The 26,693-nt window shown below is 34.3% G+C and carries 23 protein-coding genes, 2 pseudogenes and 1 riboswitch; of the genes and pseudogenes, 19 read left to right on the forward strand and 6 right to left on the reverse strand.

Features of this window, described 5'->3' with window-relative positions; translation table 11 throughout:
- The 7 genes from HMPREF2715_RS06925 to lpdA (HMPREF2715_RS06955) form a co-directional block, all read left to right on the forward strand.
- On the forward strand, positions 1 to 1,026 hold a 1,026-nt coding region (locus HMPREF2715_RS06925; RefSeq protein ID WP_070632269.1), incomplete at its 5' end, for a MalY/PatB family protein.
- Positions 1,027 to 1,040: 14 nt separating this feature from the next.
- Complete coding sequence (locus HMPREF2715_RS06930) at positions 1,041 to 1,448, forward strand: carboxymuconolactone decarboxylase family protein (RefSeq protein WP_070440431.1); 408 nt, start codon at positions 1,041 to 1,043, stop codon at positions 1,446 to 1,448.
- A 274-nt stretch (positions 1,449 to 1,722) separates the two neighbouring features.
- A complete protein-coding gene (lpdA, locus tag HMPREF2715_RS06935; RefSeq protein WP_070839715.1) occupies positions 1,723 to 3,075 on the forward strand; it encodes a dihydrolipoyl dehydrogenase in 1,353 nt (450 codons plus the stop codon).
- A 38-nt stretch (positions 3,076 to 3,113) separates the two neighbouring features.
- A complete protein-coding gene (locus HMPREF2715_RS06940; protein ID WP_070440436.1) occupies positions 3,114 to 4,061 on the forward strand; it encodes a thiamine pyrophosphate-dependent dehydrogenase E1 component subunit alpha in 948 nt (315 codons plus the stop codon).
- Positions 4,062 to 4,076: 15 nt separating this feature from the next.
- Positions 4,077 to 5,117 (forward strand): alpha-ketoacid dehydrogenase subunit beta, encoded by a 1,041-nt coding sequence (locus tag HMPREF2715_RS06945; RefSeq protein ID WP_070440438.1) that lies wholly within the window; start codon positions 4,077 to 4,079, stop codon positions 5,115 to 5,117.
- An 18-nt stretch (positions 5,118 to 5,135) separates the two neighbouring features.
- Positions 5,136 to 6,434 (forward strand): dihydrolipoamide acetyltransferase family protein, encoded by a 1,299-nt coding sequence (locus HMPREF2715_RS06950; protein WP_070839718.1) that lies wholly within the window; start codon positions 5,136 to 5,138, stop codon positions 6,432 to 6,434.
- A gap of 280 nt (positions 6,435 to 6,714) precedes the next feature.
- Entirely contained in the window at positions 6,715 to 8,076 is a 1,362-nt protein-coding gene (lpdA, locus tag HMPREF2715_RS06955) for a dihydrolipoyl dehydrogenase (protein WP_070632265.1), read from the forward strand.
- Positions 8,077 to 8,609: 533 nt separating this feature from the next.
- Here the strand turns inward: lpdA (HMPREF2715_RS06955) and HMPREF2715_RS06960 are convergent.
- The 4 genes from HMPREF2715_RS06960 to HMPREF2715_RS06975 all read right to left on the reverse strand — a co-directional run bounded on the left by HMPREF2715_RS06960 (position 8,610) and on the right by HMPREF2715_RS06975 (position 13,826).
- Positions 8,610 to 9,713 carry a mannitol-1-phosphate 5-dehydrogenase gene (locus HMPREF2715_RS06960; RefSeq protein ID WP_070440444.1) on the reverse strand — a complete coding sequence of 368 codons (1,104 nt, stop codon included), beginning with the start codon at positions 9,711 to 9,713 and terminating at the stop codon, positions 8,610 to 8,612.
- The gene (locus tag HMPREF2715_RS06965; protein ID WP_011274562.1) at positions 9,713 to 10,147 is read right to left on the reverse strand and encodes a PTS mannitol transporter subunit IIA; all 435 of its coding nucleotides are present in this window, start codon (positions 10,145 to 10,147) and stop codon (positions 9,713 to 9,715) included. The genes HMPREF2715_RS06960 and HMPREF2715_RS06965 overlap by 1 nt, the downstream gene beginning before the upstream one ends.
- A gap of 11 nt (positions 10,148 to 10,158) precedes the next feature.
- Positions 10,159 to 12,195: a BglG family transcription antiterminator gene (locus tag HMPREF2715_RS06970; protein ID WP_070440446.1), complete on the reverse strand. Its 2,037-nt coding sequence runs from the start codon at positions 12,193 to 12,195 to the stop codon at positions 10,159 to 10,161.
- 71 nt (positions 12,196 to 12,266) lie between these two features.
- Positions 12,267 to 13,826: a PTS mannitol transporter subunit IIBC gene (locus HMPREF2715_RS06975; protein ID WP_070440448.1), complete on the reverse strand. Its 1,560-nt coding sequence runs from the start codon at positions 13,824 to 13,826 to the stop codon at positions 12,267 to 12,269.
- A 324-nt stretch (positions 13,827 to 14,150) separates the two neighbouring features.
- On the opposite strand from HMPREF2715_RS06975, the gene HMPREF2715_RS06980 reads away from it, so the two are divergent.
- Positions 14,151 to 14,366 carry a zinc ribbon domain-containing protein gene (locus HMPREF2715_RS06980; RefSeq protein ID WP_053024391.1) on the forward strand — a complete coding sequence of 72 codons (216 nt, stop codon included), beginning with the start codon at positions 14,151 to 14,153 and terminating at the stop codon, positions 14,364 to 14,366.
- 248 nt (positions 14,367 to 14,614) lie between these two features.
- Positions 14,615 to 15,520 carry an EamA family transporter RarD gene (rarD, locus tag HMPREF2715_RS06985; protein ID WP_070632258.1) on the forward strand — a complete coding sequence of 302 codons (906 nt, stop codon included), beginning with the start codon at positions 14,615 to 14,617 and terminating at the stop codon, positions 15,518 to 15,520.
- 232 nt (positions 15,521 to 15,752) lie between these two features.
- On the opposite strand, the gene HMPREF2715_RS06990 is transcribed toward rarD, so the two are convergent.
- Entirely contained in the window at positions 15,753 to 15,941 is a 189-nt protein-coding gene (locus HMPREF2715_RS06990) for a hypothetical protein (protein WP_053024393.1), read from the reverse strand.
- Between the two features lie 247 nt (positions 15,942 to 16,188).
- Between HMPREF2715_RS06990 and HMPREF2715_RS12255 the strand changes: the two genes are divergently transcribed.
- From HMPREF2715_RS12255 to HMPREF2715_RS07030, 9 genes and pseudogenes are all read left to right on the forward strand, one after another.
- Positions 16,189 to 16,389 (forward strand): hypothetical protein, encoded by a 201-nt coding sequence (locus HMPREF2715_RS12255; protein WP_053024394.1) that lies wholly within the window; start codon positions 16,189 to 16,191, stop codon positions 16,387 to 16,389.
- Positions 16,371 to 17,483: a CDP-glycerol glycerophosphotransferase family protein gene (locus HMPREF2715_RS07000; RefSeq protein WP_371106741.1), complete on the forward strand. Its 1,113-nt coding sequence runs from the start codon at positions 16,371 to 16,373 to the stop codon at positions 17,481 to 17,483. Before HMPREF2715_RS12255 ends, HMPREF2715_RS07000 begins: the two co-directional genes overlap by 19 nt.
- Positions 17,484 to 17,722: 239 nt before the next feature.
- Positions 17,723 to 18,328, forward strand: coding sequence for a stage II sporulation protein M (locus HMPREF2715_RS07005; protein ID WP_070678413.1), 606 nt, complete (start codon positions 17,723 to 17,725; stop codon positions 18,326 to 18,328).
- Positions 18,329 to 18,556: 228 nt separating this feature from the next.
- Positions 18,557 to 20,287, forward strand: coding sequence for a DUF2075 domain-containing protein (locus HMPREF2715_RS07010; RefSeq protein ID WP_070678411.1), 1,731 nt, complete (start codon positions 18,557 to 18,559; stop codon positions 20,285 to 20,287).
- Positions 20,280 to 20,618 carry a nucleotide pyrophosphohydrolase gene (locus tag HMPREF2715_RS07015; protein ID WP_037550799.1) on the forward strand — a complete coding sequence of 113 codons (339 nt, stop codon included), beginning with the start codon at positions 20,280 to 20,282 and terminating at the stop codon, positions 20,616 to 20,618. The genes HMPREF2715_RS07010 and HMPREF2715_RS07015 overlap by 8 nt, the downstream gene beginning before the upstream one ends.
- Before the next feature lie 224 nt (positions 20,619 to 20,842).
- Positions 20,843 to 21,154 carry a helix-turn-helix domain-containing protein gene (locus HMPREF2715_RS07020; RefSeq protein ID WP_053024397.1) on the forward strand — a complete coding sequence of 104 codons (312 nt, stop codon included), beginning with the start codon at positions 20,843 to 20,845 and terminating at the stop codon, positions 21,152 to 21,154.
- Positions 21,132 to 21,233: pseudogene (locus HMPREF2715_RS12430) on the forward strand (hypothetical protein); the annotation flags it as partial. The gene HMPREF2715_RS07020 and the pseudogene HMPREF2715_RS12430, both read left to right, overlap by 23 nt.
- Before the next feature lie 45 nt (positions 21,234 to 21,278).
- Positions 21,279 to 21,710: pseudogene (locus tag HMPREF2715_RS07025) on the forward strand (class I mannose-6-phosphate isomerase); the annotation flags it as partial.
- A 127-nt stretch (positions 21,711 to 21,837) separates the two neighbouring features.
- Positions 21,838 to 25,020, forward strand: a complete 3,183-nt coding sequence (locus HMPREF2715_RS07030; protein WP_070632249.1) for a choice-of-anchor I family protein — start codon at positions 21,838 to 21,840, stop codon at positions 25,018 to 25,020.
- Between the two features lie 51 nt (positions 25,021 to 25,071).
- On the opposite strand, the gene HMPREF2715_RS07035 is transcribed toward HMPREF2715_RS07030, so the two are convergent.
- On the reverse strand, positions 25,072 to 25,983 hold the full coding sequence (locus HMPREF2715_RS07035; RefSeq protein WP_070632246.1) for an ABC transporter substrate-binding protein: 912 nt from the start codon (positions 25,981 to 25,983) through the stop codon (positions 25,072 to 25,074).
- 57 nt (positions 25,984 to 26,040) lie between these two features.
- Positions 26,041 to 26,143: riboswitch (TPP riboswitch) on the reverse strand.
- 179 nt (positions 26,144 to 26,322) lie between these two features.
- On the opposite strand from HMPREF2715_RS07035, the gene HMPREF2715_RS07040 reads away from it, so the two are divergent.
- Positions 26,323 to 26,661, forward strand: coding sequence for a helix-turn-helix domain-containing protein (locus HMPREF2715_RS07040; protein WP_070632244.1), 339 nt, complete (start codon positions 26,323 to 26,325; stop codon positions 26,659 to 26,661).
- The last annotated feature ends 32 nt before the right edge of the window (positions 26,662 to 26,693 follow it).

The following is a 26,693-nucleotide window of genomic DNA, read 5'->3' on the forward strand; positions in this document are numbered from 1 at the left end:
TTAGATGCGATAAGAGACAGACTCGATAAAAAGATTCTAGGTTATACCAACATATTTGGCACAGATTATTATGAGGCTTTTGTGTCATGGACAGAACGACGATTTGGTTATACATTTCCACAAGATCACCTTGTATTTTCTCATGGGATTGTTGCAGGTTTAATTGAACTTGTAAGCTATATTTGTGACAACGACGATAAAGCGTTGATTTTAACGCCGAGCTACGGTCCTTTTAAAATGGTTTGTGATAAAAATAATATTAAGACGGTATATTCTCCGATGATAAATCATAATGGATACTATGAAATCGACTTTGAAGATGTTCGTCAAAAAGTGGAAACAGAAAATATTAAATTATGTATTTTTGCTAATCCACATAATCCAACAGGTCGTGTATGGTCAGAAGCGGAATTAAAGCAATTGGGACAAATTATGGTCGATAATGACGTATGGATCATATCAGATGAAATTCACTGCGACATTAAACGTGACGGTCAAACACATGTACCTTTTGCAAAAGCAGTGCCAGATTACGATAAGATTGTTACCGCAATGTCGCAAAGTAAGGCATTTAATATAGCAGGCTTAATGTTCTCAAACATCATTATTCCGAATAGAAGATTATTAAAGACATGGAAGTTACATCACTTTAGTTCTGAGAATCCATTAAGTATCGTTGCGACACAGGCAGCTTATGAAAAGGGCGAAGACTGGTTAGCTGCTATGAATGATTATCTAGACGATAACTTTAAATACCTAGCACAATTTTTAGAACAAGAACTGCCACATGCAGAATTTAAAATTCCAGAAGCAACCTACCTCGCATGGGTTGATCTAAGCTATTACATTAAAGCAAAACACATAGATGAACCAATCGCTAAATATTTCATCAAACACGCCGGCGTTATCATTGAAGGACAAGAACAATTCGTTCATAACGCAGAAGGACATATCAGAATAAACATCGCTGTTCCACGTGAAATCATGATAAAAGGACTGCAAAAGATTAAAGACGCATTAGTTTAAAAAGGAGATAACACATGTCGATTATAGAGTCTTCGAACAATGGTAATACACCCTTTCAAAAATTATTAGGTCATCAAGAAGAAATAATGCAATTATGGACACAACTAAGTGATGTGTTAGAAAGTGACAGCGCACTTAGCAAAGAATTAAAAGAAGAGTTAAGAAGAATGTTAGCGCAAAAGAACGGTTGTCAGTACTGTAAAGCTAAAGGTCAACCTACCGGCAGTCTTAAAGATGAAAAATCGTCCATTTGCATAGGATTCACAGAAGTTTTTATTAAGATGGGTGACCAAATTCCGGACAATATTATAAAAGTACTTAAAGACAGTTTAACAACAGAAGAAATTGTTGAACTCATTGCATTTATTACATTCACAAACGCACAACAAAACTTTGGTGCAATAATGAAATTGCAACCGTAATACAACCCTCTATCTAACGTGGGTAGAGGGTTTTTTATTTGAGTGAGTAGCAAGATAATCTTCCAAATCTTATAAAACTTATATGAAATGATAGAAATAAGTATATAAAAATTTAATTTTACAATTATTTGAAAATTCAGAATCATGAGTATAGAATGTAATTAAAGGAATGAGAAAACGTTTACATTAAGAATATGCTATATCTCATTTCTATGTTTTTACAGAATATATTGGGATGCACAACGATACGATCTTACGGAAGTGGGTGATAGTGATGACGGACTCATATGATTTGATTGTGATTGGTGCAGGACCTGGTGGATATGTTGCCGCTATTCGCGCTGCACAATTAGGTCAAAAGGTTGCAATTGTAGAGAAAACAAACGCAGGGGGGACTTGTTTAAACGTAGGTTGCATACCTTCTAAAACACTACTCGAACATGGAACGAAAGCACATGATATACGTAAGGCCAATGATTGGGGAATTGAGACACAAGGGATGAAAGTAAACTTCTCTAAATTAGTACAACGGAAACAACACATTGTTAGCACGCTCACAGGTGGTGTGAAGCAATTATTAAAGAAAAACAAAGTTAATTTCATTAAAGGTGAAGCTACTGTAACGAAAGATTTAGAAGTTAAAGTTGGTAATCAATCATATCAAGCGAAAGATATTATTCTAGCAACTGGTAGTAAACCTTTTATTCCACCTATTGAAGGATTAAATGACATAAAGTATGAAACGACAGACACATTTTTTGATATAGAAACGTTGCCTAAACAACTCGCAATTATTGGTGGCGGTGTTATAGCTACTGAGTTAGCATCTTCAATGGCTGATTTAGGAGTCGAGGTTACGATGATTGAAGTTAATGAAGATATTCTTCTCACCGAGATTGAAGAAGTACGTGAACTGTTAAAGGACCATTTGAAGAATCAAAGTATAAGAATTTTAACAGGCGCAAAGATATCTAAAGTAACAACCTCTAAAGTGATTTTGGATAATCATGAAGATGTGTCATTTGATACTTTATTAGTGGCAACTGGTCGACAACCGAACATCAAGGTAGCTGAAGATCTAGATATCGATATGGATGGTAAATTTGTACAAGTCGATGAACACTATCAAACAACAATTAATCATGTATATGCTATTGGAGACCTTGTTAAGGGTTATCAACTTGCACATTCAGCGAGTTCACATGGATTACATGTTGTTGAAACTTTGGCTGGATTAAAACCACCGCCAGTATCTCCAAACAATATTACACGTTGTATTTATACTCGTCTTGAAGCAGCATCAGTTGGTTTATCTGAGTCTCAAGCTAAAGAAGCGGGTTATGACGTATCTGTTACACAATCTTCTTTTCAAGGAAATGCAAAGGCGCTCGTAAAAGGAGAAGTACAAGGCTTTATCAAAATTGTAACTGATAAAGCATATGGAGAGGTCTTAGGTGCTTTTATTGTTGGTCCACATGCTACAGATTTAATCAGTGAAGTATTAGGTGTCAAAGTTTCAGAAGGTACAATGAATGAGTTATCTAACATCATTCAACCACATCCTTCTCTATCCGAAGCAATTGGCGAGAGCGCGTATGCATACTTTGGAAAAGCCATTCATATGTGATAACAGAACAAATCAATGAATGATAGGAGGAACTAACGATGGAAAAAGAACAAGCACGTTGGATTTATAAAACGATGAATGAAATTCGATATTTTGAAGAAAAGGTGCATAAAATCTTTAGTGACGGTAAGATTCCTGGTTTTGTTCACTTATACGTAGGCGAAGAAGCTGTAGCAACTGGTGTAATGTCACAACTTGAAGACGACGACTATATTACAAGTACACACCGAGGACACGGACATGCAATTGCCAAAGGATGTGACCTTAATGGCATGATGGCGGAGATAATGGGTAAACGTGATGGACTTGGTCATGGAAAAGGTGGTTCCATGCATGTTGCAGAAATAGATAAAGGAATGCTCGGTGCCAATGGTATCGTAAGTGGTGGCTTCGGACTTGCTACTGGTGCAGGTATTTCTATTCGAAATCAAGGTAAAAAGAATGTTGCTGTATGTTTCTTTGGTGATGGTGCAGCCAATGAAGGTAATTTCCATGAGGGCCTTAACTTTGCCTCAATCTTAAACCTTCCAGTTATCTTTGTTTGTGAAAACAACCAATTCGGTGAAGGTACAACACATGATTATGCCAGTGCTTCAGAAACAATTGCAGAGCGTGCTTCAGCTTATAACATGCCAGGTGTCAGAGTGGATGGCATGGATGTCGTTGAAGTTTATAAAGCAGCGCAAGAAGCTGTAGAACGAGCAAAAAATGGTGAAGGCCCTACGCTAATTGAGTGTGACACGTATCGTAAATATGGTCATTTTGAAGGGGACGAACAAAAAGTTAAATCACCAAATGATCGTAATGCGGACAAAAACGCAACAGAAGACTTTAAACGTCAAGCACTTGAAGAAGGTTGGTTAACAGAAGAAGAATTAAATGAAATTGAACAAACAGCTAAACAAGCAGTAGAAGATGCAGTGAAATATGCAGATGAAAGTGAATTACCAGATGTAGATTCATTACACGAAGATGTATTTGCCTAAAAGGAGGTCATAACTATGAGTGAAGAACGCAAGTTAACATTTATGGGTGCAATTAACGAAGCAATCGATCAATCAATGGAACAAGATGATAATGTTATTCTCATTGGTACGGACGTTTCAGGTGGTGCAGGTGTAGAACATATTAAAGATGATGATACATTTGGTGGCGTTTTTGGTGTAACTAAAGGACTTGCGAAAAAATATAGTCGAGATCGTGTTATTGACACACCAATCGCAGAGCATATTACACTCAGCTCTGCTGTAGGTGCAGCTGCTACCGGTATGCGTCCTATTGCAGAATTAATGTTCAATGACTTTATTGGATTCGGTTTAGATCCTATTTTGAACCAAGGTGCAAAAATGCGTTACATGTTTGGTGGTAAAGCTAAAATTCCATTAGTTGTACGTACAGTTCATGGCGCTGGTGCAGGCGCAGCGGCACAACATTCTCAATCATTGTATAACATGTTTGCAACAATACCTGGTGTAAAAGTAGTCGTTCCTTCTAATCCTTATGATGCTAAAGGTTTATTAATGGCAGCAGTACAAGATGATAACTTAGTAGTCTTTTCAGAAGATAAAACATTATTAGGACAAAAAGGTGATGTGCCTGAAGAACCTTACACAATAGAAATTGGAAAAGCGAAAGTGACGCGTGAAGGTGATGATTTAACAATTGTTGCAATCGGTAAAATGGTGGCAGTAGCTGAACAAACAGCAGACAAATTAGAAGAAGATAACATTTCAGTTGAAGTTATTGATTTACGTTCTGTGTCACCATGGGATAAAGAAACAGTTCTAGAATCAGTGAAGAAGACAGGTCGTTTAATTGTGATTGATGAATCAAATCCACAATGTAATGTAGCGGGAGATGTTGCATCTGTTATTGGTGATATTGGTTTTGATTATTTAGATGGACCAATCAAGAAAGTCACTGCACCGGATACACCAGTTCCATTCGCAGCAAACCTTGAACAAGCCTATATACCAAATGTAGATAAAGTATTAGATGTCGCATCTGAACTAATTGAAGACTTGAAAAAAGTTAATTCATAGGCAAGGAGGTGTTGAACGATGAGCGAAAATATTATTATGCCAAAACTCGGTATGACAATGAAAGAAGGAACAGTCGAAGAGTGGTTTAAAGCAGAGGGAGATGTGGTTGAACAAGGTGAAAGTGTATGTACGATTAGTTCTGAGAAATTGACTCAAGACGTTGAAGCACCAGCTAGTGGTATATTACTCGAAATTAAAGTTCAAGCCGGAGAAGAAACTGAAGTTAAATCTGTACTTGGTATTATAGGTGATGAAGGGGAAAGTACTGAATCAAGTAGTACGACTGAATATGATAATGAAGAATCCAATAACTCACAATCAGACGATGAAGAGCAACAAACCAACGATATAACTTCTGATAATGAAGATGATAGTAATCATGATGAAGATACAAATAAGTCTAATAATGTTGAACCCCAAAATGGTAAACGTATCTTTATATCACCACTTGCACGCAAGATGGCAGAGGATAAAAACTTTGATATCACTAGAATTCAAGGTACAGGCGGTAATAATCGTATAACAAAATTAGATATTCAACGTGTAGCAGAGCAAGGATATGATATTGAAGCAAAAAATGAGGATATGCAATCTAAAGAGGATAAGAACACTAAATTTAACAGTGCTAATGTCGGTGAAGGACTAAATCCAATGCGTAAGCGTATAGCACAGAATATGCGTCAAAGCTTGGCCGAAACAGCACAACTTACGTTACATCGTAAAGTGGATGCTGACCGTTTGTTAGATTTCAAAAACAAACTATCAGCTGAACTTGAGAATGCAAATCAAGATACTAAATTGACTGTCACAGCATTGCTAACTAAAGCCATCGTCTTAGCACTTAAAGATTATGGTGTAATGAATGCTCGATATGAAAATGGTCAACTTACAGAATATGATAATGTTCATTTAGGTGTAGCAACGTCACTCGACGAAGGGTTAATGGTACCAGTTATAAATAATGCAGACACTAAAAGTATTGGTGCTTTAGCTAAAGAGATTAAATCTTCAGCAGAAGCGGTACGTGATGGTAATACAAATGATGTTAAACTGGCAGGTGCTACTTTTACAATTACTAACATGGGTACTAGTGGCATCGAATATTTCACACCAATTCTTAACCTGGGTGAAACAGGAATCCTAGGTGTAGGTGCACTTTCTAAAGAAGTTGTACTTGAAGGAGATAGTGTTAAACAAGTATCACGTATTCCATTAAGTTTAACGTTTGATCATCAAATTCTTGATGGTGCGAGCGCTGCCGATTTCTTAAAAGTATTAGCTAAATATATTGAAAATCCATATCTCTTAATTCTTTAATAACAAATATATTTAATTTGATTAAGATCCTCAGTACACAAACAATGCTGGGGGTCTTTTCATGTCTCGAACCACACTTCCAATCCTTTCACACAACACAAAGCCCTTTATTGAAAAAGTAAAAATTCTGTCACTTACGTTTATTTGAAATTATAAAAATATAACTCTAATATATAATTGAAAGTATATAAAAACGCTTACACATTAGACAAGTGGTTATGTTCATAACAAAGGTTATTAAGGGATGAAAACAACTGCAAAGGTGAAAGGGGTACAAATGATGTCTAAATCGTATGATTTGATCGTTATTGGAGCAGGACCTGGAGGTTATGTTGCAGCAATTCGAGCAGCGCAACTAGGTAAAGATGTAGCGATTGTTGAGAATCAGCACGTTGGTGGTGTATGTCTCAATGTAGGTTGTATACCGTCGAAGATATTTTTAGAATATGGTGCTAAAGTGAGAGATATTCATTCTGCAAACAATTGGGGAATTAAGACGAATCACATAGACATTGATGTAACTAGTCTCGTACAACGTAAAGATCAAGTGGTTAAGACAGTGACTGATGATGTTCGAGACGCATTAAGACAACACAACGTTGATTTTATTGAAGGGGAAGCAGAAGTATTAGAAGGATTAAAAGTTCAAGTCGATCAAACTATTTATACCGCGAAAGATATTATCTTAGGGACAGGAACAAAGCCATTCGTACCACCAATCGAAGGGCTAGACCAAGTGCACTTTGAAACAGCTGATACATTTTTCGATATGGAACAACTGCCGAAACAACTTGTGATTATTGGCGGCGGCGTTATTGCCTCGGAAATAGCCTCATCAATGGCTGATTTAGACGTAGATGTTACGATTTTGGAAAAGGGCGATAGCATCCTATCTAGTGAAATTAAAGAAATACGCGACCATCTATCAACCTATTTGAAACAACAAGGTGTTAACATCATCACCAATTCAGAAACTAAGAAAGTAAATGCCAAGACTTTGGAAATTGATGGAAAAGATGGCCCTAAAGAAATACCATATGAAACATTACTCTTTGCGACAGGGAGACAACCTAATGTTCAAGTTGCTAAGGCGCTTAATTTAGAACAAAATGGCAAATGTTTACAAGTTAATGAACATTATGAAACTAGTTACGAGCACGTCTATGCGATTGGTGATTTAGTGCCAGGCTATCAGTTAGCACATACTGCAAGTGCACATGGTGAATATGTGGCAGAATATATTGCAGGCAAACAACCAGAACCGATAAATCAAGAGGATATACCAAGATGTATTTATACAAGATTGGAATCTGCGTCAGTAGGTTTATCAGAATTACAAGCACAAGAAGCGGGTTATGAGGTTGAAGTGACGACTGCGCCTTTTCAGAAGAATCCGAAAGCAATCTTAAAAGGTGAAACACAAGGAATGGTTAAAATAGTAGTGAATAAGCAGGATGGTAAAATTTTAGGTGGATTTATCGTTGGACCTCATGCGACAGATTTAATTAGTGAAATCTTGGGAATTAAGGTTTCGGGCGGTACATTAAATGATATTTCTCGAATTATACAACCACATCCTTCACTATCGGAAGTGATTGGTGAAAGTGCAGATGTATCTTTTGCAAAAGCGATATATCATTAAGGAAGATCGATTATTATCTTTTCTTAGTAAAATACATTGATAATCTATACTTTTTAACACATTAGCGATTTGATTATAAATTATACAAAACGAATTATATATACGTAACTAGCATTATTAGCATGAAAATTCCCCCAGGCTCGTCAAAGTTGCTGGGGGTTTTAATGTGTTATTTATGTAACTTATTAATTAGCGTAGCGATTAAACCATTAAAATAAATATATTAATAAAGGTATAAATCTCATTTACTAAAAGCACAAAGTATTGGCTGCGAGACGCTACTAGGAATAGCATTAGCACTGAGACAAAATCTAAATAAAAAAAGAGTTAAATCACAACCTACAAGACTTTGAAAAAGGTTTATAAAGTGATTTAACTCTTTTCAATTATAAACAACTTGTCTCAGGCTATACCTAGAGCAAGCGAGTAGCAACAATACGCAGTATTGTGTAAACTGCACACATTAAATTACTATCAAACATTTAAGTAACTTAATTTACCTGTTAAGGTAATTAAATTGTTAAAGTAATGAATTACAATTCTTCATAAACAGCTACAATTTCATTTGCTAAACGGTCATTGATTTTCGCATATTCTTGTAAGAATGCTTTTACACCATGTGCATCAATGTATTCACGCATTTCAACTGTTTCTTTATCGTTCATATCATCATATTTTAATAATAACGCTGCTGCTTTTAATAAGCCTTTGCGACGTAAATTATTTTCATATAAATAAGATAAAGGTTTGATAATACGATCTTTAGGACCGATTTTACGAATTGTTCCACGACCTACACGTGTTACTTCGTCAGAAAGGTATGGATTCTTGAAACGACCAATAATCTTCTCAACATAAGCCGCTTGTTCTTCTTTAGTGAAACTGAAGTTATCAACGATGTACTCGCTTGTTTCACCTAATACTTGACGTAAATCTGCAACGATAGCTTCATCTTTAACAGCATCTAATACAGTATCTCTATCATAGAAGCGACCAGCATATGCTAATAAAGCATGACCAGTGTTAACTGTTAATAATTTACGTTCGATGTAAGGTGTTAAATCATCAACATATTTAATATGTTCTAACTCTTCACCGTACCAAGCGTTTTTTTCAACAACCCATTCAAAGAAGGGTTCAACCATAACGTCTAAGATATTGTCATTCTTTTGAAGTGGGACAATACGGTCAACTGCAGAGTTCGCGAAGTGAATGTTATCACCTAATGGACCAGTGATGTCTAAGATTGCTTCTTTAAGCGTATCAGTCGCCATAATCGCATTTTCACACGCTACGATATTAACGTGATTTTCCTTCTCTTTTAAGACTGGTGCAAATGATTTCGCAATGATAGGAAGGATGTTCACACCAACTGCAGTTGTAATAATGTCAGCTTCAAGAATTGCTTGTTTCAATTCATCTGAAGGTTGACCACTGTTAATCGCACGAACGCCAGTAACGCGTGTTGTTGTTTTTTCTTCATTAGCAAGAATAACGTTATACGCGCCTTCATTATCTAATGCATTAATAATTTCCTCATTAACGTCTGCAAATGTTACATCAATGTTGTTATCTGAAAGAATATAGCCGATGAATCCACGGCCAATATTTCCAGCTCCGAAGTGTACAGCTTTCATTATGCGTCAGCCTCCTCAAAGACTTGTTTAATTTCTTCAGCAGATTTAGCGTTGACGATACGATCAACATTTTCTTCTTCACTGAATGTAATTGCGATTTTAGATAACAAGTCTAAATGTTCGCCATCTTTACCAGCGATGCCAACAACAACTTTAACTGTTTCGCCGTTCCAATCTACGCCTTCAGGAATTTGTAGTAATGTTAAACCTGATGCTAATACATCACCTTTAGCTTCGTCAGTACCGTGAGGAATTGCTAAACCATTACCCATGAATGTTGAAACAAGTTGTTCACGTTCTTTCATTGCTTGGATATACGCTTCGTTTACAGAACCATTATCTACTAAAGCACGACCAGCTTTTTCAATTGCTTCGTCTTGGCTTCCTACAGATACGTTTAAAAAGATATTGTCATTACTAAATAATTCAGTCATTTTTTACACTCCTAAGTTAATTGATTGTGAATTCGTTTTAAAAAGCTATCTCTCAATATGTGTTTCATAGCGTCAGGGTCTTGCATGAAGTCATCAATTTGCTCGAGATGATGTCCTAATTCAGCAGATAATTCCCCAACAAGTTGTGCCATTTCATCATTATTTGGGATGAATAGGCTAACCATATATTTAATTTTGAAAAGGTCATTTTGAGTACTTTGCATGCCCAAACTTTCATTTAATATCGTGATTAAAATGAGGGGGCGTAATATTAAATCATTCTTCATATGTGGAATCGCAACGGGATAGGGTTGCAATATCCAACCAGGATTCTGATTTAATTTATCTTGCAACAGCTCAGCGAATGACGTCTGACTATTCGGCGCAATGACGCCATGTTCCTCAAGATAGTCAGCTAAATAATGATTCCAAATAGTTACATCTTTGTATTCAAATTGCATAGAGTTCAACAATGATAAGCCGTGTTCGATGTTCATGACCACTTGATCAGGGTCTTGAATCGAATGCTTCATTTCGTTCTCTTCATGTTGTTTCGCTATATGCTCTGTTGTCTTTAAGAATGATGCTACATACGCTACATCGGATTCTGGTAGCAATGGATTGACGGTAATAAATGGCGTTGTGATATCCAATTTAACCGTTGAAATAATGCCATCGTAATCCTCTAGGTTTAACATTTTCAAATCACTGACGGACGCTTGTGTAATCTTCTCTATTTCATTAAAAGATTGTTGTAATCGTGTTGCCAACAATCGACTTGTTCCAATACCACTACTGCAGACAACTAAAACATGTAGTAGTTGGGTGGACTGACTTTTCAAGGAGCCACCAAAATGCAAAACGATGAAGGCAATCTCACTATCCGGGAAGACTAACTCTGGCCATGTCTGATCGATGGCCTTGTGTACAATATCGAAGAGACGAGGATACTTGTACTTAATCATCTCGGTGAGTGGATTGTACGTTTCAATGTTTGCTTCCAAACGATTAATCGCTGGATTAATGTGCAATGATAATCCATGAACAAGCGTTGCATAGTCTTCGAATGATTGGCCTGATAAGCGCTCTACACGATTTACAAATGCTTGTATTTTACGGTCGTCAAATTCATTATTCTCAAACATCTTGAAGGTTGTTCGACGGTTTGCACCACGTAAATGAATTGTTATAAAAGTGACTTCCGCTTGGTTAAAGTCGATGTCGTATAGTGTCTCTATACGTTTCGCAATTTCTGTGGCAATTTGATGTTCAAATGTGTCTTTTACAGAATTATGAATATCTTCATTAATCGATACATATTCACCATTTTGAATACGCGCAATACTTAACACGATATGGACGGTTAAGGTCAGATAACTCGATTCTGTTAAGGTATAAGGTAATTGGCCTAGGTAATCCATTAAAATACGTTCAATCTTAAATATGCTATCAAGGTCGACTAAAGCTTGTTGTGATTGATTAATCGATTGATAGACGAAGTGGTTCTCGATAACAGAGTAAACACTTGTACTATTCAAGTTGTTGACCATCAATTGACTTAAGAACTCACGTTTCTTTGATTCGGGGCCATCAAGATATACCCCTTCACCACGCTTGCGATAAAGGATAAGTTGATAGCTAGCGAGATCATTCTCTAGGTCATCAAGCAATTTGGTTAATGACTGAACAGATACGCCAATTTCTTGAGCCAAGCTGTATTGCTTAACAGCATGTTTTGATTGAATGAGCGCATATAGAATAATTGCCTTTTGTTCTTCAACAGACAAGTCAATGGTATCGTGTTGCGCCATTTCTTGTTTTAACAGTCGGATCTGGTCATAATCACAAGATAACTTAATCCCTTTTTTATTTGCCCGTTCAAGTGTCATATTGAAGCCTTGGAGGTAGGTTTCAATCCCTTTTAATTCACGATGAATAGTACGAGAGGACACGCCAAGTTGTTGAGCAATTTCATAAATCGTGACGTATTGACCGTAATACTTAATTAGCAGTTCAATGATTTCCTTTTCACGTATACTCATTAACATGGTGTGTCCCCCTTGAAAGGAGTCTAAACATAAGTGATAGAAATAATATGTTCGACTCTTAAACTATTTAATTATGCTTTGTCTTGGTCTTTCTTCAAGTTGTTTAATAACTCTTCATAACGTGGAGAATTTAAGAAGTTATCCACTGAGATATGAATTGCGTTTGGAACTTGTTTGATTGCACGGTCTGTTAATGTTTTTTGTGTAATAACAAGTTGTGCATTATTTGGTAATTGGTTAATAGCAGTATTTGTAACATTAACGTCTGAAATGCCTGCTTTTTTGAATTTATTACGTAACATACTTGCACCCATTGCACTAGAACCCATACCCGCATCACATGCGAAAATAACATGGTCTACGTTGCTATAGTCGTGAGCGTCTACGTCTTCAGTGTTGTAGTTATCAAGTAAGTCTTCTTCTTCATCCTCTGATGAAGCTTCTTTTTTATCTTCATCATCAGCTTTGTTAGCAGCTACGCCAGCTGCGCCAGTACCAGTTGTCGCACCAGTTAATTTAGAAGACACGCTAGATTTTTTACCTTTAGTAGATTCCATTTTAGCTGTTGCTGCTTCTAAATCTTGTTTAGGTTCTTTAGTAAATTTCATAATTAATGCTGCAACTACGAATGAAACAAGTGCTGCTAAGAATACGCCTAATACCATGTGTAAGAATTCACCTTTAGGTGCATTTAAACAATACACGATGAATGAACCTGGTGAAGCTGGACTCTTGAATCCGAAACCAGTTGCTTGGTAAGTTGCTACGCCAGTCATACCACCTAAAATAACAGCGATGAATAATAATGGACGCATTAATACATATGGGAAGTAAATTTCATGAATACCACCGAAGAAGTGGATGATACCTGCACCATATGAAGTTGCTTTCGCTGTGCCTTTACCGAAGATCATGTACGCTAATAAGATACCGATACCTGGTCCAGGGTTTGATTCGATTGCGAATAAAATTGATTGACCTGCACTTGCAGCTTGGTCAGTACCAAGAGGTGTGAATACACCGTGGTTAATCGCGTTGTTAAGGAATAAAATTTTAGCTGGTTCTACGATGATACTTACGATTGGTAATAAGTGTAAGTGTACTAAGAATTCAACTGCTACAGATAAGATGTGCATGATGAATTGCATAATTGGCGCCAATAATTTGAAGCCAAGGATTGTCATAATGAATGCTAGAATACCTGCTGAGAAGTTATTGAATAACATTTCAAAGCCTTGTGGTGTTCTAGGTTGTAAGAATTGGTCAACTTTCTTCATTAACCAACCAACAAGTGGTCCCATAATCATTGCACCAAGTAACATTGGTGTTTCTGGTAATGCAACAATAACACCCATAGTTGCTGTTGCCGCAACGATACCGCCACGTAAGTCGTGAATTAAACGACCACCACTAAATGCGATAAGTAATGGAATTAAATATGTGATCATTGGCCCTGCTAATTGAGATAATTCTTTGTTAGGGAACCAACCATTATCAATGAAAATCGCAGCAATAAAGCCCCATGCGATAAACGCACCGATGTTTGGCATAATCATACTACTAAGGAATGAACCAAACGCTTGAACTTTACGGCCGAGACCTTTTTTCTCTTGTGTCTCTGTTTGAGCCATAACTACACCTCTTTTTTTATTCTGATTTGATAATTCAATTGTAATGGCATAGGAAAGCGTATACAACACAAAGAAAATGCGACTTTGTCACAGTAATTGTGACAAGGTCATGGTGAGAGTCTCACAACTATATTTAAGCCCAATGTAAGAAACTTCTACTTATGATAATTATGTGAGAAATTCCATTGAAAATGTTTGAATTTGGCAATGAAAAAATGTCATTAATTATATTTTAAATGCGCAATAAGTTATTACTTATTTAAAGATTAAATGATAGGAAACAGGTTATAGAACAAGTAAGAAACAATATAAGGAATGTTGTTTATGACTGGAAACACAGGAAACGGATGTGTGAAATGTGGACATACGGAAGTGGAAGAAGGAACATTATCAGCAACAGGATCTGGACTATCTAAGATGTTTGATGTGCAGCATAACAACTTTAAAACAATAACTTGTAAAAATTGTGGTTGTACTGAATTTTATAAAACAAATAATAATAGAACGAGTGATATTGTCGATTTATTCTTTGGTGGATAATTGAATATCAATATTTATGTCAGAATCAGCGACTTTCTAGGGGCTGATTCTTTTTTGTTTGGCGAAAAGGTAGACTTCGGGTTGTGTGATGTTAGAGGTTCGGATGTCTAAAATCAAATAAATTCAACCTAAATTACTAAGAATTTGAATAATTTGAGCAGTTTATATACCTAACTTTCTTAACTATTGGTACCATAGTTTTATTAATTAAAACATATTTCCAGGGTTATACCGTAAGGAGGGTTAGGATGAATTCCGATACTGAATTTAAAAAAGGGATTCTATATGCGTTAGGTGCTTATGTATTATGGGGTATCTTGCCAATTTATTGGAAATTAATTGGTGGCGTTAGTGCATTTGAAATCTTAGCTTACCGCATTGTATTATCTATGATCTTTATGATACTAATGATCGTAGTTTTAAAGAAATCACAAACGTTCAAACGTGATTTAAAACATTTATTCTCACATCCAATTGAACTAATCGTCATTATTATTGCTGGTTATGTGATTACAATCAACTGGGGAACGTTCATCTGGGCTGTGTCAAATGGACACGTACTACAATCTAGTTTAGGTTATTATATTAACCCATTAGTAAGTATATTATTGGCGTTCATTTTCCTAAAAGAGAGATTCAATAAATTTGAAACGCTAGCAATCATCTTTGCGACAATCGGAGTTCTGTATATGACGATTCGCGTTGGAGAATTCCCAGTCATCTCATTAATGTTAGCATTCTCATTCGGTATTTATGGCTTGTTGAAGAAGATTGTTAAAATTGAAGCCATTATCAGTATTGCAATTGAATGTATCGTTACAGCGCCAGCCGGATTAATATATATGATTTATTTATGGAATACTGGAACATCATCAGTAGGTTTGAATATGGACACATTCTGGTTAATGTTATCAGGTGCAGTAACTGCCATTCCATTAATCTTATTCTCAGCGGGTGCCAAACGTATTCCGTTATCTCTAACAGGATTCATTCAATACGTTGGTCCAACAATCATGTTCTTCTTAGGTATCTTCGCCTTTAAAGAACATTTTGATGCGCAACAATTGGTTACATTTGCGCTCATTTGGTTCGGTATCGTATTATACAGTATTTCTCAATACGTGAAAATGAAACGTAACCCTAGACCTGAATAATTTACAATAAGGCTTGGGAATAAAAAATATAATGGTGCTATTTTACAAATTCGCAGTAGCTGAATGGACTGAGAAGTCACTTAAATTAAACTTTTCTCAGTTCTAGTCATCCTTGCGGGGGTTGAACAACGAATTCAATATGAATTCTGTTCAACTCTCTTTATTATTGGAATAAAAGTTAATAATTTCAAAACTTAGTTATGTATAAGTGAGATTAATTAAACTGTTTGATTCATTCAATTGCCTCTTCTATTGGATAAATATTTCCATCTTTATCTTTATACATGCCCATTTTATTCAATTTATCATCTTCAGATTCAATGTTTGTTAAGTAAAAATGGTGAGCTTTCTTAAGTTGTCTATATTTAATTAAAAACATTAAACATAAGACACTGTTGAAAATTAAAATTAACTTTTTCACTTTACTAACCCCTTTAAATTGTAGTAAATATAAAAAATTATATTTATAAAAACATTAAAAGTAATTACATGTATTATAATATAATAAATAAAGATTTATATATATTTTGGTTACTATTAAATATTGTATTTATATTGTAACGCATATTACCGTTCGAAAGTAGATATATTTATAAATAATTAAAAAAATAATAAAAAATCACTATAATATTATGGGAATTTGATTTTAGCTGAAAGAAGGGGTTTAATTGCAAACTATTAAACAAGATGGATCAATACTACATATCTATTTTGAGAATCCTATTAATAAGATTGAAAAGCTCTACATAAAAAACGAATTTAATTCAATAGATGTGGAAGACACCAATGGGGATTTACATTTATCATTGGAGGAGGTTGATTTAAAAAAACATATTTTTCAAGAAGACATATTGATAATATTAAAATAAACAACACTGCAGCGTGTATAAAAGGTCAGTTTGCGATACTGAATTTCACATTAGAAACTGTGCAACTATCAATAAAAACGAGGCTGACTGACAGAGAAACATTCGTAAATATCAATCATGAAGAAATTGGAAAGACGAAAAATGCATATACTTATAATTTTTCGGTAGAAATCTATAAAGATTTGATAGAATTCATGAAGTATGAATACAAAAATGAGGATATTATAGATATTTACTTAAGTATTAAAGTACTAGAATCATCGGAGAATTTAAGAATAAAAATCGGAAATCCTAGAATAATGGCGGAAAAGCTATTAAAAGGTGAAATTATTACTGAGTTTAACGGTAATATAGTGTCACTTACACCTTATTTCACGATGAAAGGTTGTAATTTATCTTTTAGAATTAATACGTATGACATCGATAGTTACTTAACATATGTGGATGAGTTAAAAAGATCAAAATGTCCCAACTTCTTAAAAAAGGAAAATCAAAAAGTGTGGGTAATTGGTGAAAAATCATATAAAGCTCAACTAGGTATTGAAAGTAATAAAAAAATCATTTTATACACACCGACATTTAGAGATGATGAAATTAATAAAGCCAAAAAACACATCATCAATCTAAAACTTGACTTACAAAGATTGAAGGAAAGTATTGGGGATGAATATATTCTCATTTTACGCCCACATATTATTATTAGTAACGCGTTAAATTTAAGTGAATCACTAAATGATTTTGTCGTCGATGGTACCAAATATCCTGAAATCAGTGATCTATACTTAATTACAGATATATGCATCACAGACTATTCGTCAGTCATGTTTGATTTTGCAAATACAAAGAAACCATTATTATTCTTCACCTATGATTTAGAATTTTATAAGAACAGATTACGTGGCTTTTATTTTAATTTTGAAAAAGAAGCACCAGGTCCACAAATTAAAACAAATGATGGCTTAATCGAAGCAATAAAAAATATTGATGACATACAAGAAGAATATAGAGAGAAATATAAAGCCTTTTACAATCGTTTCTGTACCTTTGAAAAGGGCATAGCGTCTAAAACGATAGTAGAAAAATTCTTTAAATAAGACTGCTAAATATATTTTGACTCCTTTGCTAGAAATAGTTATAGGGGGAGTGGGACAGAATTCTTTTTAAATTCGTCGTCCCACCCCCCGCAAGGATGACTAAAACTGGAAAAAGCTTGATTTAAGCACCTTTTCAGTTTAGTCAGCTACTGCGAATTTGCAAAATAGCATCATCCTATTATTTATGTCCCAGGCTCATGTTATGTTTGTTAGTATAAGAGATAAAAGAGAGGTTGCTTATGCTAAAATCATTCGATTTGGAAATTATTAAACGTGCCGTGAAAATCTTTGTAGTTGCTACCATTTGTTTAATCATTACTACGATATTCTGTTATTTTGTTCATCCATCTTTCAATGACTTGAAAAATATGGGAAATGCGAGTGAAAAATTTGGCAACACTAAAGGACTTGAAAAAGTTTGGAAGTATATCGTTAATAATGGTTTCCGAGTTCCACTACAAATGTTTATCTTAGCCTTACTACCTATACCTTATCTTTATTTGATTAATCTAGTGGTTACCATTATTATGCCCGGAATTCTATTAGGCTTTCTTCTGAGCTTTGATTTACATAAAGGGTTGATAGGGAGTATAGCATTTATCCCACATTATACATTTGAAATCATGGGCTTTTGTATTTTAACAAGTGCGTTGTATATGCTAAACAAAGCCATCACACGTCGGTTTACCAATCTCTTTAGGAAAAGTAAAAAAGAAAACTACGCGATAAAAGTTAACTTAATCAATGTAATCAAATCCTATGTATTGATCGCATTACCATTAATCATTATTGCAGCTTTTCTAGAAACCTATGTATCAAACTTTTTATTTAATCTTATGAGTTGATCCTCATACATAAAGCTAAATGAAGCTCACGCTTTCAGTATAATTTAAAATATAATGTTAAGTTCATTAAACTTAATTGAATAGTAGTTGAGATTTTTACTTAGTGTAGAAATCTCTTTTTCTTTTGAATTTCGGTTTGTATATATAAAATTTGGTGAAAACTTGATAAAATTAGTCCGAAAATTGATAAAATGGGATTATCAGACGATATGCTATATAGGTGATGAGATGGGACAATTATTAAAAATTGAAAATATAAAATATTCAATAGACAAACTAAATGAATCAGTGCAAAAATGGGAAACATCTAAAGATGGAAAGTTTTTACTAAGATATCCAACAGTTTACATAATAAATGATAAAAAAGAGAAAAATGATTTTGAAGTTTATGTTGGTGAGACTGGAGATATTAAAAGTAGGACAAGACAGCATCTTAATGCGGATACAAAAGTCAAAGCATTTTGGGAAGAATTTTCAGAATCAGATAATTCTTCAATGTATGTCATTGGTCATGAATTATTTAATAAGTCATTAACGCTAGATATTGAAAATAGACTCATGCAATATTTGCTCAGTGTAGATAATATTTCAATGGTGCATAACAGTAGGACTAATCAACAAAATGAATATTATACTTCTGAAAAATTAGATGAAATTTTCTCAAATATTTGGCAATCACTACATAAAAAGAATGGGGCTTTATTCCCAATTGAAAGTATAATAAAAGATTCTGCTATATTTAAAGCTTCTCCATTTCACAAATTAACTCAAGAACAAATAAATGCAAAAGAGGAGATATTAAATAAAATTAAAGCAGCAATTTTATCAAATGAAGAGAGTCAATTGATAATTGTTGAAGGTGAAGCAGGGTCAGGTAAAACTGTACTAATGAGTACATTATTATACGAACTAGGTAAGTATAACTTAGATTTAAATCAGAATTTAGATATAAATCTTTTAGTAAATCACAATGAACATGTAACTATTTATGATCAAATAGCTAAAAAACTAGGGATTTCTAGTAAATTTAATAAAATAGTACGAAAACCAACTAGCTTTATCAATAGCCATAATCCAGAGAATAAAGTAGATGTAGTAATAGTTGATGAAGCACATTTGCTACTAACGCAAGGACAGCAGAGTTATCAAGGAAAAAATCATTTAGATGATTTATTACAAAGAGCTAAAGTCGTAGTTATTGTATTAGATTTAAAGCAAGTATTAACAACTGGACAAATATGGGAAGAAGAACAGTTAGAAAAATACTATAATCAATCGGAAAATATAAATAATCGAGTTATATTAAGAAATCAAATGCGTATCAATAGTGATGAAACTACTTTCAATTGGATAAGAAATTTAATTGATAATCAAACTATAAACAAACTTCCAAAAGACAGTAAAGGCTATGAAATTAAAGTATTTGATTCACCTAATGAGTTAGAGGTTGCGATAAAAAATAAAGCTCAAAATACAGATAGTGGTATATCAAGAATGCTTGCTACATTTGATTGGAAATATAATAGTAAACCGCCTAAAGATGAAGATTATTGGAGAGTAAAAGTTGATAATTGGTCAATGCCTTGGAACTATCAAATAAAACCTAAAAGAAAAGTTAAAGATTTACCTTGGGTTGAGCAGGAACAGACAATAGATGAAATAGGTTCAACTTTCTCTATTCAAGGATTGGATTTGAATTATGCAGGAGTTATTATTGGTCCTTCAGTTAAATATAGGGATGGACAAATTGTATTTGACAAATCTTGCAGTGCTAATAAGAAAGTAACTCAAAGAAGAACATTGCAAGACGGTTCGAAAGAATATTATTCAGATATGCTTTTGAAAAATGAATTAAACGTTCTATTAACTCGAGGGGTAAATGGACTATATATTTATGCTGTAGACGACCAATTGAGAGAGGCACTTAAAAAAGCTTCACGAGGTGAGAATGATGAATGAAATACATGAAGTATTAAAAGAAATAAATCAATTTAGAGATGAACGTAATTGGAGACAATTTCATAATGAAAAGGATTTATCTTTATCTATCAGTTTAGAAGCTGCTGAATTATTAGAATTATTTCAATGGAAAACACCAGAAGAAGTAGTAGAAAATAAACAAGGAAGACTAGCTGAGGAATTAGCAGATGTATTGATTTATAGTTATATGTTAGCAGACAACTTAGATTTTGATATTAATGACATTATTCGAAAAAAACTAGTGAAAAATGCTGAGAAATATCCTGTTGAAAAAAGTAAAAATAATAATAGTAAATACGATGAGTTATAAAAAGAGTTAATAATCAATATTGAAATTAATCCCCTTGTAAGATAAAAGTCGATAAACTTTTATCTTACAAGGGGATTTTATTACGTATGATTAGAAGCTCATTCCACAATTGAATAATTTATATAATGAACACTGAAGTTTAAGTATATTACTATTATCAAATCTGGAATATAAAATTATATTAAAATGATCAAGCACAAGAAGAATGTTAAGGAGGTGTGAGGATGATTGAAAGACATAAGAAGTTAATCAAATTATTTTTAAGCAATCCCTATACATATTTAAGCGCTAATGAAATTGCTGAGTATCTAAATGTGTCCAATAGAACAGTTAGAAACGATATAAAAATTTTGAATGACAAATTTGAAAATACAATAATCAAGAGTGCTAAATCTAAGGGATATGTATTAAACAATCAAGAATACGATATTAAATATATTCAGGCTATGCTAAATCCTATTATAGAAAAAGATAGTAAGGCTATTATTAATTTAGCTTACAAACTTCTAATGAATGATAAAGAGTTTACCTTTTAGCAGAACATATTTAAGAATCGTTAAAAAAGTGTATTTAAATAACCCATTAGCAGGCAATATTAAAAAGCTTTATCCTTTTATTTTTAATATTTTATTTGAAGTTATTGAAAGTCTTTCTGAAGAGTCAGGTATCATGATTCTAGAGACACAACAGTCCTCGGATACTACGTATAGAATTTATGATTATGATAGAAAAGATAAAGATGGAAATACGCGTGACCTACATTTAGAACAAAGTAAAGATGTTATTGATATTTCGAATCAAGACCCTAACACAGAACCTATTGAGAAACATAGAAACGGTCAGAAATTTACTCAATTTGTATCTAATGAATTCTTTACTGTGGAAAAATGGGATATACAAGGTGTTTTAGATTATGAGAAACCACATGACTATTGCTTAATAACAGTAATAGAAGGTAATGGTAAAATTAATATTGATGGTGAAAATTTTGAAATAGAAAAAGGTAAACATTTTATTTTGACAACTGAAGATAATGAAATTAAATTTGAAGGTGAGTTAAGTATTATAGTGAGTTATTCTAGTGTAGAATAATTGTATTAAATTGTTGTGAGTGTGATTATTTGCACTTTACCATTTCTTTACTCACTCCAAATAATCCATAAATATTCCTCTTGTAAGATGGTGGTGTATACACTTTTATCTTACAGGGGGATTTTTTATGGATAAGAAGCAGTTAGGGAATAAGCGTGAGTCGTTTTCAATTCGTAAATACTCTATCGGAGCGGCGTCTATATTAGTTGGGAGTTTATTATTTTTAGGTGGGGGCCAAGCGTCTGCTACCGAAAGTAATGAGACTAATACTTCTGAAAAGGTTTCAACGTCACAAGCGCAATCAACTGAAGATCAACCGAGTCATGAAGCCTCAACGCAACGTGTTGAACAACCACAAAACAAGACGATAGCTACACAAGAGACAAAGACTAACGAGGATTCTTCTACTGAGGAAACGCAGTCAAACGAAGTTATACATAATGATACTCAAAGTAATGAAGCATCAGAACAATCTAAAGAAGAACAAAAAACACAACAAAATAAAGCATCTGATGATGTAATGAAACAAGAAAAAATTTCGACTGAGCAACCTACACAGGAAAAGACACAACCCACCTCTAAACAAGAAGTAATGACACAAGAGACATCAACTACTGAAGTTCAATCTAAAAAAGAACAATCACAAACTGAAGTACAGCCTCAACATGAAATTAAAGAAACATCTTCACAAAGCAACACGCAAAAAGCACCTACACAAGAAACTAAAAATTCAACACAACTAACTACTGAAAACAAACAATCAGAAAAAAGTAATACGACACAACAAACTGACCAAAAAGCAAATTCTGAGGTATCTCAATCCAACGTAACGTCATCTGAAGAAGTTTCAAATATTAATGCGACACGTACTAACGCTCAACCTTTTTCAAAAGAAGAAATGAATAAAGTAACTGCTGCAGAAGAGAATGATGTCGCAGTTTCAGACGTACCTCAAACACAAATGAAGCACATGTCTCCAAAACAAAAACAAGTGCTCTTCAATGCGTTACAACGTGATGCGAATACGCAAGACCAACAACCAATAGCGATTCTATCTACAACGCCTGAATGGACGTCAGCACAACGTACAAAGAATGCATCTCGAACTGGTCAAGATCAGTTAAATATTACGCATAAAGGTCGTTATACAAGTGGTGCGGATTTCGGGAATGGTGGCACAGAAATTGTGAAGTACAATCCGAAGAATGGCTATGCGTATTCGGTAAATGGCGATAAAGAAGCATTGGATATTATTGATGTGAAACATCCTGGAAAAGATGGCGCAATTAATTTAGTGAAGCGTATTTATCTACAAGATAATGAAATTGAAGCGGGTGATTTAACAAGTGTAATGGTACATCCGAGTGGAGACTATGTAGCCGTGTCTGCGCCAGCAGTGGATAAGACGAAGCCAGGATATGTTGTATTCTATGGTTCAAATGGTGATTACATCAATAATGTGACGGTAGGCAGTCTTCCTGATATGGTCACTTTTTCTAAAGATGGTAAATATTTATTAGTAGCTAATGAAGGGGAACCGAGCGACGATTACACTGTTAACCCACCAGGATCTGTGTCAGTCATTGATGTGACAGGTGGCCCAGCTAATGTGACTGACAATAATGTGCGTACAGCAATGTTCACGAAAGAACATCAAGAAGGTATTCGTGCGTTAGGTCATAATTCGGAAGATGCTTACTTGAATATTGAACCAGAATATATTGCGGTAGATAGTCAAAGTAAATATGCCTATGTAACATTACAGGAAGTCAGTGCCATTGCAAAGGTTGATATCGCAAAAGGACAAATCGTTCAAGTGAAAGGGTTACCTTACAAAGATCATTCACTAGCACAAAATGCAATGGATGCATCAGATGAAGATGGTAAATCTGAGTTGCGACGTGTGCCAGTATTAGGACTGTTACAACCAGATGGCATCGATACGTATGACTACAATGGCGAAACCTATTTATTGATTGCGAACGAAGGCGATTCTCAAGATTATGAGGGTTATTCTGAAGAAAAACGTGTGAAGAAATTGAAAGATGATATTCAATTGGATGCACGTTATTATCAAGGTTACACGCAAGCAGAACTAGATGATATGGTGGAGAATGGCTTGTTTGATGACGAACAATTGGGTCGTTTGAAAGTTACAACATCGCATGCGTTTAAAGATGCAAATGGTAAATACAATGCGCTTGTATCTTATGGTGGTCGTTCATTCTCTATTTTAAGAGCTTCTGATTTAGAAATGATTTATGACAGTGGCAGCGATATTGAGCAACGCGTTTTAGACGTGTTACCTGAACGCTTTAATGCTAATTATGAATCAGCCGATGACATTAAAGTAGATGACCGAAGTGATGATAAAGGTCCAGAAGCTGAAAATGTGGTCGTTGGTAAAGTAGGTAGTCATTCATATGCCTTTGTCGGTTTAGAACGTGTTGGTGGTATTATGATTTATGATATTACAAATCCTAATGAACCGTATTTTGTGAAATATTTATACGACCCAGATAATAAAGATATTTCACCTGAGGGCATTACTTTTGAAAGTGCTGAAAGGAGTCCTAACGGCAAACCAATGTTAATCGTGTCATTCGAATTGTCTGGCACAACATCTGCTTGGGAATTAGAAGATTTAACAGGTGGTCAGAACGAGGACGACGGCCAATCTAATGATAACCCGGGAAATACTAATGGGGAGTCTAATAATGACGATACAACTCCTAATCCACCTTCTGAAAATGATGGTTCAAATACAGATCATGATGTAGATAATGGAGAACGACCTGATAATGGTGACGATACTTCAAATAATGATGAAGACAACCATTCTTCTGATGACACTAATGGAAATGATGAAGGCTTAGAACCACTTTATGAAATCGACGGAGACATTTTTGAAGATGATAGCGACGAGGTTATCTCAGATCAAGAAGATAACAATGATACAAAAGCACAGTCACATGAAGATGTAGAGAGTAAAGATGCTTCACACAATATGAATCATGGTGCCCATGCAAATCATCAAGAAGAAAGCCATGATAAGCAAACAATAAATTCTAACACTCTTAACTTGAGTGTGGTAAGCACAAAATCTTCAAGTCATCACGTAGGGGCAACTAACCATGGAAGTGTAGTATCTGAGAATGCAAACCATTCAAATACTTCGACTGATAACGTAAAAAAAGAACTGCCAAAATCAGGTCAAACTGAAACAAACACAATGCTATGGTCAGTGTTACTTGGCGGTTTAGGCTTAGCATTTATTAGAAAACGCAAAGCTTCGAAATCTGAGAAATAATATATAAATTAAGAGCACGCTAATCTGAAATCTAGTGTGCTCTTATCATTATTATTTAGAAGTTCTGTTAAATAATAAATGGTTATTAAAGTATTCGTTAGCATCTATAGTTGTTTCAATTTTGCCATTTTCCTTAAGCCATAATTGTAAGTCATCATAAAATTCTGGGCTCATAGATAAATCATTAGTAAAACATTTGGTAGTTGCAATGATTGTGTCTTTATTTAATTGATTACTTATATCCGTTTGAGTATATGTAGCATAAACATCGACTACCTCTTCGAGATGAGTATTAATGTATTGAATTGCTTTTTTAATGACTTTAAGGAATTTTTTAATTTTTCCTTTATCCTCTTTTAATTTATTAGGAGTTGTAATAAAAATTAACTGGCAAAAGTCTGGCACGTTATAATCTTTTAATGCAAAATAATCTACATTTAAACCTTTACTTTTTGCTTCGAGAATCTCAAAGTTTTCAAATATAAGTGTGGCAGCATCTGCTTTATCATTTAATAGTGCGTCAGTATGATAAAAACTATTATTAACTGGTGTTATATCTCCCTCTTTGTATGTTACACCATCAGCTTCAATCATTGTTTTGGCAATAGCAATACCTCCTAGGCCAGGGGCTCCAGGATATTGAAGACGTTTGCCAACTAAATCTTTAGGTGTCTTTATTCCTTTATCTTTGTTATACATAACACCGCCATTAGTGTGTAGATATCTGGCAAAACCTACCACATTTTGATTAGTTGCTTTATCTTCAACTAAATGAATAGGTTCAGTAATTGCAATATCCATTGAATTATTTTCGATTTCTTCCAATGCATCGAAGTGTTTTTCTGGTTCAATCATTTCAATTTCTAACGCTTCTTCTTTAAACCAGCCTTTTTCAATACCTAAAATTAAAGGTAAGTGATCAGGATTTAAAAACCATTCTAAACCAACAATTAATTTTTCCATAAAAAAATTCCTCCAATAGACAATTTTTCGTAAAAAAGTGAATTTGAAAGAAATAGCAGTATATGTATTTCACTTTCCTACGCTGGTACTAACCAACAGGTTCAAGGGTTGAAAGTTTTTACTTCCTCTCAGCATATTAAATGCACCCCTAGTGATTTTTTTATCTATTAATAACATAGCATAAATTTGTATAGTAGAAAATTGACTGATATAAATATAGTTAACATGATATGCTAAGTTTTGGAAACAAAATGTTAGCGAAATTCAAGCAAATGCACGATTTTGTATGCGGAAAGTGACAAATGAACTTGCTAAGTTAGAAGAGAGGTGACCATAACTATGAAACTTGCTGAACAGATTAGGAAACATCGTAAAGAGAATAATCTAACTCAAGATCAATTAGCTACTGAATTACATACGACACGCCAAACCGTTTCCAAATGGGAACAGGGTACGATTGAACCGAATGCGCAAATGATTGTTCAATTAGCGCAACGTTTTGACATTTCCACAGACGAATTATTAACAGGGCAAACGTCTCATCCTTATAAAAGAGAAGAATCACAATCATATCCTGAACATTTAAATTTTTGGGATTTCTTATCTCAAAAGTGGTGGTTCGTATTAATTTTGGTAGTTATCGTGTGCGGTACAATAACACAAATCTTTACAAGTTAATAGTGAGGTCTCCTAACTCAACTTGGGAGGTA

The sequence above is a fragment of the Staphylococcus sp. HMSC062A01 genome (genome assembly GCF_001836805.1).
GTDB classification, from domain to species: Bacteria; Bacillota; Bacilli; order Staphylococcales; family Staphylococcaceae; genus Staphylococcus; species Staphylococcus haemolyticus.

Coding starts and splice junctions, on each gene's coding strand:
- HMPREF2715_RS06930 (WP_070440431.1), top strand. CDS start 1,041: ATGTCGATTATAGAGTCTTCGAACAATGGTAATACACCCTTTCAAAAA.
- lpdA (WP_070839715.1), top strand. CDS start 1,723: ATGACGGACTCATATGATTTGATTGTGATTGGTGCAGGACCTGGTGGA.
- HMPREF2715_RS06940 (WP_070440436.1), top strand. CDS start 3,114: ATGGAAAAAGAACAAGCACGTTGGATTTATAAAACGATGAATGAAATT.
- HMPREF2715_RS06945 (WP_070440438.1), top strand. CDS start 4,077: ATGAGTGAAGAACGCAAGTTAACATTTATGGGTGCAATTAACGAAGCA.
- HMPREF2715_RS06950 (WP_070839718.1), top strand. CDS start 5,136: ATGAGCGAAAATATTATTATGCCAAAACTCGGTATGACAATGAAAGAA.
- lpdA (WP_070632265.1), top strand. CDS start 6,715: ATGTCTAAATCGTATGATTTGATCGTTATTGGAGCAGGACCTGGAGGT.
- HMPREF2715_RS06960 (WP_070440444.1), bottom strand. CDS start 9,713: ATGAAAGCTGTACACTTCGGAGCTGGAAATATTGGCCGTGGATTCATC.
- HMPREF2715_RS06965 (WP_011274562.1), bottom strand. CDS start 10,147: ATGACTGAATTATTTAGTAATGACAATATCTTTTTAAACGTATCTGTA.
- HMPREF2715_RS06970 (WP_070440446.1), bottom strand. CDS start 12,195: ATGTTAATGAGTATACGTGAAAAGGAAATCATTGAACTGCTAATTAAG.
- HMPREF2715_RS06975 (WP_070440448.1), bottom strand. CDS start 13,826: ATGGCTCAAACAGAGACACAAGAGAAAAAAGGTCTCGGCCGTAAAGTT.
- HMPREF2715_RS06980 (WP_053024391.1), top strand. CDS start 14,151: ATGACTGGAAACACAGGAAACGGATGTGTGAAATGTGGACATACGGAA.
- rarD (WP_070632258.1), top strand. CDS start 14,615: ATGAATTCCGATACTGAATTTAAAAAAGGGATTCTATATGCGTTAGGT.
- HMPREF2715_RS07005 (WP_070678413.1), top strand. CDS start 17,723: ATGCTAAAATCATTCGATTTGGAAATTATTAAACGTGCCGTGAAAATC.
- HMPREF2715_RS07010 (WP_070678411.1), top strand. CDS start 18,557: ATGGGACAATTATTAAAAATTGAAAATATAAAATATTCAATAGACAAA.
- HMPREF2715_RS07015 (WP_037550799.1), top strand. CDS start 20,280: ATGAATGAAATACATGAAGTATTAAAAGAAATAAATCAATTTAGAGAT.
- HMPREF2715_RS07020 (WP_053024397.1), top strand. CDS start 20,843: ATGATTGAAAGACATAAGAAGTTAATCAAATTATTTTTAAGCAATCCC.
- HMPREF2715_RS07030 (WP_070632249.1), top strand. CDS start 21,838: ATGGATAAGAAGCAGTTAGGGAATAAGCGTGAGTCGTTTTCAATTCGT.
- HMPREF2715_RS07035 (WP_070632246.1), bottom strand. CDS start 25,983: ATGGAAAAATTAATTGTTGGTTTAGAATGGTTTTTAAATCCTGATCAC.
- HMPREF2715_RS07040 (WP_070632244.1), top strand. CDS start 26,323: ATGAAACTTGCTGAACAGATTAGGAAACATCGTAAAGAGAATAATCTA.